Annotated in this window: 5 protein-coding genes; all 5 read right to left on the bottom strand. The window is 65.9% G+C overall.

All coding sequences use genetic code 11. The features are described 5' to 3' along the window. Positions 1–1,025 (bottom strand): ABC transporter substrate-binding protein (locus tag EOD07_RS24300; protein ID WP_164772474.1); only part of this gene is annotated, 1,025 nt, incomplete at its 3' end. A 42-nt stretch (positions 1,026–1,067) separates the two neighbouring features. After that, positions 1,068–1,793: an ABC transporter ATP-binding protein gene (locus EOD07_RS24305; protein WP_127237252.1), complete on the bottom strand. Its 726-nt coding sequence runs from the start codon at positions 1,791–1,793 to the stop codon at positions 1,068–1,070. Between the two features lie 139 nt (positions 1,794–1,932). Further along, positions 1,933–2,517 (bottom strand): XRE family transcriptional regulator, encoded by a 585-nt coding sequence (locus EOD07_RS24310; protein WP_040982255.1) that lies wholly within the window; start codon positions 2,515–2,517, stop codon positions 1,933–1,935. Between the two features lie 71 nt (positions 2,518–2,588). Further along, a complete protein-coding gene (locus EOD07_RS24315) occupies positions 2,589–3,386 on the bottom strand; it encodes an N-formylglutamate amidohydrolase (protein WP_164772475.1) in 798 nt (265 codons plus the stop codon). Positions 3,387–3,405: 19 nt separating this feature from the next. Continuing rightward, positions 3,406–4,395, bottom strand: a 990-nt coding sequence (locus EOD07_RS24320; RefSeq protein WP_127237254.1) for an aldehyde dehydrogenase family protein, incomplete at its 5' end; no start/stop codon positions are given.

Consider the following 4,395-nt stretch of genomic DNA (forward strand, 5'->3'; position numbering starts at 1 on the left):
GTCGTGCCCGGATAGCCGCCCGGCGCCCGGATCGCCTCGCGCAAGGCGGCGGGGTCGACGGTGCCGGCCTTCTTCGCCGCTTCGTAGCTGATCTGCACCATGTCGGCGCCGAGCGCATCGAAGATGCCGTTGATCTTGTAGCCGTCGGCCTTGCACTGGGCGAGGAACTTGTCGATCGGGCCGTCGACGCCTGTCGCGCCGTGGGTGGCGAACATCACCTTTTCCAGCGACTTCGGATCGCCGACGGTGCCTTCCAGCGACTTGTCGTCGAAGGCGTCGCAGCCGGCCACCCAGCCGTCATAGCCATTGGCGCGCAGCTGCCGGATCAGGATGCCGACATCGGGCAGCACGGCGCAGATATGGATCGCGTCCGGCTTCTGCGGCAACGCCTTGATCGAGGCGATCTGCGGCGACCAGTCGGTGGTGCCGTAGGAATAGTTGAACTTGCCGACCACCTTGCCGCCGAGATGCTCGAACACCTCGCCGAACCACTCCGGCAGCTTCTCCGAATAGGAACCGGCATCGGGCGACACCATCAGCGCCACGGTCCGCGCGCCCTTGCCGTAAAGCGCGTTGGCGGTGGCCGCGGCATTGATCGGATCGGGCACCGCGCCGGCGATGAAATTGTCGAGCCCGGCCTGCTGCATCTCGAGCTGGGTGTTCGGCGCCGAGAACACGGTGGCGCCGTAAGGCTGAGCGGTCTGCGCCATCGGGATCAGCGCATCCGGGAACGGCACGCCGGTGATGATTTGCGCGCCGGCATCGAGGAATTTCTGGCCGAGCGAAACCGAAAGCTGCGGGTCGGAGCGGTTGTCCTCGATCATCAGCTCGACCTTGGGATCGTTCGCGCCTGCAGCCTTGTTCAGTCTGTCGGCCATGCAGCGCGCGCCCTCGGCCTCGCTGTAGGGCGCGTAGGCGCCAGTCATGGCGACCGCAAGCCCGATCTTCAGGTCGGCCGCGCCCGCATGCCCTGCCTGCAGCAGCCCCGCGGTCAAGACCGCGGCTCCCAGCAAAATCTTTTCCATTCTACCCCTCCTTCCTCTCATTGCGGTTGTTCTTCCCTACCCTCAGGCTGTCTCCGACTGCCCGACATAGACCTCGATGACGCGCGGATCGCGCCACACGTCCTCCGTCTCGCCCGAGGCGATCACCTGGCCCTGGTCCATCACGCAAAGCCGGTCGCAGAGCCGGTTGATGAAGCGCAGGTCGTGATCGATGACGATGGTCGCGCAGCCGACGTCGCGGCGGATGCCTTCGATGGCGATGGCCAGCGTCTCCGACTCGGCCTCGTTGAGGCCGGCGGCCGGCTCGTCAAGCAACAGGAGGGACGGCCCCAGCGCCAGCGCGCGGGCGATCTCGAGTCGACGCTGGCTGCCATAGGGCAGCGTTCCGGCCGGGCTGTCGGCGAAGCCTGCCAGCTCATATTGCTGCAGCAGCTGATCGACGCCGATGCGCTTGGCGGCGTCGAGGCGCACGGCGCGACAGGTGATATGTGCCACCTCGACGTTCTGGCGGACGGTCAAATCCTTGAACAGCCTGATGGTCTGGAAGGTGCGGCCGACCCCTGCCCGCGCGCAATGTTCGGGGCCGCGGCCGGTGATCTCCTCGCCCGCCAGGCGCACGCTGCCGCTGTCCGGCTTGAGCACGCCCGAAATGGCGTTGACGAGCGTCGACTTGCCTGCGCCGTTCGGACCGATGAGGCCGAGGATCTCGCCGGCCTCGCAGGTCAGCGAGGCGTTGCGCAACGCCTGCACGCCGCCGAATGTCTTGCTGACTGCCTCAACCGACAGCATCGGTCATCTCTCCCATTCCCGGCCGCTGGCTGTTCTCCTGTCGGCCGGTCAAAAGGATGCTAGTCCCCCGACTTTTCCAGAACAAGTATTTTTTTCCATTTTAGAAAAAATCTTGAACGGAAAGGCCATGGCCCGTCGGTCAGACGCCTGCTCCCGGCGGCAGTCCGTCGCGCGGCACCGTGTTCGACATCAGCATGATGACGGGCTCGTCACCGAGCGCGACATAGGCGTGCTGCATTTCGCCGTCGAACAGGATGCTGTCGCCGGGCTGCAGCACGGTCGGGTCGTAATGCAGCGTGTGGAGCTGCAGGCTGCCGCTCAGCACATGGATGAACTCCTCACCCGAATGGCTGCGCCAGCCGCCGTTTTCCTCGAAGTTCCTGGCGCGCAGCGTCACACGCCAGAAAATGTTGGTCTTGTCGCGAAAATCGCTGCACAAGACCTCGAATTCCATGGCGTTGCCTTCATGCAGGATGCCGCTGCCGGCGCGCGTGATCGAGCGGCGCGCCTGCGGTCCGGGCTTCGGGCTGAACAGGAAGGAGGCCACCGGCACATGCAGCACGCCGGCGATCATCAGCGCGATGTCGACGGTCAGCCTGGCCTTGCCATTCTCCAGCTTCGACAGCTGCGAAACGGAAAGGCCGGAGCGCTCGCTGAGGTCGCGCAAGGTGATGTTCTGCTGCTTGCGCGCGTCGCGGATCTTGCTGCCCACATTGCCTTGCATCGTCCACGCCCTTGGCTGCCGTGTTTCCAATTCGACAAGCTCTAGCGTTCCGCTATTTGAGCGTCCAGCCTTTAGACGGCTGCGGCTGATTGCGGCCATAGGGACATCGCGACGGTGGCAAAGGCATTTTCGAGAAGGCGGCTGATGCGTTCGAAAGTTTCCGGATCGGCAAGCAGGTCGTTGCGGACCTCGAGGTAGAGGCAGGGCCTGCCCTGCTGCAGCCCATGCCGGTTCAGCGTGTAGCCGACGGCCTGGCGCCAGTCGTAAGGTTCGTTGTCGCCGATCCTGAAGCCTGCTTCCGCGCCCTGGGTCCTCAGTGTTTTCAGCACCGAATTGACGAAAAGCGATTGTTCCCGCCACAGCACGCCGATATCGACATTGCGCTTGACCCCGCCCATCACCGGCGTGAAGGAATGCACCGAGATCAGCGCGCGCCTGCCGGCGGCGGCTTCGATGATTGCCCGTTCGACCGGCGCCCAGGCGACAAGTTTGCGCAGCCTCGCATCCGCCGCGTCCACGGCCAAATTGCCCGGCACCGGGATGCCGCCGAGGTCGGGCCGCATGAAATCCCACTCATCGGCGGGGCGATTATAGTCGAGGAACAGCCGCGAATAGCGCGCGATCACCGCCGGCGCACGCAACGTTCGCGACAGCCGCCGCGTCAGCGCATCGACGCCGATGTCGATCGCGAAATGCGTGCCGAGATAAGGCTCCGCCAAGCCAAGATCGCGCCACGGCGCCGGCACGACGTTGCCGGCATGCTCGGCGATCAGAAGATAAGGGCTGGCCGCATCCGGCAGCAGCCGTTCCACCCCGGCCGCGGCAAGCACCCCGACCGCCGTATCGCCAAGCTTTTCAAGGTCCCGCACGACCGGTTGCCTTTGGCGGTCAGGCGATGACGGAGCGGACATGATACGCCTTCGCCGCCGTCGCCTCGATCAGGCCGGCGCGTCCGTTGGTGCGGCCGAGGCCGGAATTCTTGATGCCGCCCCAGGGCAGATAGAGGTCGGCATGGTCGCAGCGGTTGAGATAGACCGTGCCGGCCTCGACTTCGTCGAGCAGCGCCACGCCCCGCTCGACATCGCGCGTCCAGATGGAGGCGCTGAGGCCGTAATCGCTGTCGTTCATCAGCCGGATCGCCTCGTCGTCGCCGCCGACCGCCTGGACGCAAGCCACCGGCCCGAACAGCTCGTCGCGCATGATCTGCATCGTGTGGTCGACACCGGTCAGCACCTCCGGCGCGACATAGGCGGTCCCAAGCTTTGCCGCCTTGAGCGCGCCATCCTGCGGCATCAGGCGCCTGGCCCCTGCCCGCACCGCGCTTTCGGTGAGGCCGCGGATGGCGTCGGCCGCGACTGCGCGCACCACCGGGCCCACCATCGGCTTTTCGCCGATCGGATGGCCGATCCCCCATTTCGCCGTCTCGGCGACCAGCGCCTCGACGAAGCGGTCATGGATCGAGCGATCGACATAGATGCGCTCGACCGAGCAGCAGGACTGGCCGGCATTGGAATAGCTGCCCTCGGCGATCAGCGGAACCGCCGCTTCGAGGTCGGCGTCGGAGCGCACATAGGTCGGATCCTTGCCGCCGAGCTCCAAATGCACCTGGGTGAAGGTGCCGGCCGCGGCCGCATGCACGCGCCGGCCGCCATTGACCGAGCCGATGAAATTGACGGCGTTGAAGGCGCCGGAGGCGATCAGCCGCTCGGCGTCCGGATGGTCGAGATGCAGGCTCTGGAAGACCCCTTCCGGCCCGCCGGCGGCGCGAAACGCCTCCTCGGCAAGCTCGGCGATCAGCGGCGTCTGCGGCGAATGCTTGAAGATCACCACATTGCCCGCGGCTAGTGGCGACGTGACCAGATAGCCGAGCATGGCGGT

The organism is Mesorhizobium sp. M2C.T.Ca.TU.002.02.1.1, from assembly GCF_003997225.1.